Source organism: Pseudomonas putida, assembly GCF_028682475.1.
GTDB classification, from domain to species: Bacteria; Pseudomonadota; Gammaproteobacteria; order Pseudomonadales; family Pseudomonadaceae; genus Aquipseudomonas; species Aquipseudomonas putida_AG.
Map to the genome: position 1 here is coordinate 1 of NZ_JANHLE010000124.1, position 404 is coordinate 404.

The 404-nt window shown below is 65.6% G+C and carries 1 pseudogene; it reads left to right on the forward strand.

Annotation, left to right across the window (positions count from 1 at the left end):
• A pseudogene (locus NPS47_RS25465) lies at positions 1–404 on the forward strand (toxin VasX); the annotation flags it as partial.

Consider the following 404-nt stretch of genomic DNA (forward strand, 5'->3'; position numbering starts at 1 on the left):
ATAACGATCTGCTCAGCGCCAAGGTCAGTGAATACATCGACCTGGAGGCGATGAACACCTGGCTCGACAGCACCGCGCCTGCGCATTTCCAGCACATCGAGCAACGTCATCAAGCCCTGTTCAGCGACCGCGGCCTGTACCTCAAGCGTTCGGCCAGCGGCACCTGGTTTGTCGATTACCATCATCGGGGCACCCGGCAGTGGCTGACCGAACTGGCCGGCCGTTGCCTGAGCGCGCAATGCATGCGTGCCCGAGGCGCCGAGCAATACGCCGACTACGTGCGGGCCGCCGATGGCGGCGCACTGACCCACCTGTTCCGCGCCTGGACGCCTTCGCTCGATGCCGGCCTCAACAGCGCCACGCGCCTGGGCGAGTTGCTGGCGGCGCTGGCCGCCGAGAATATC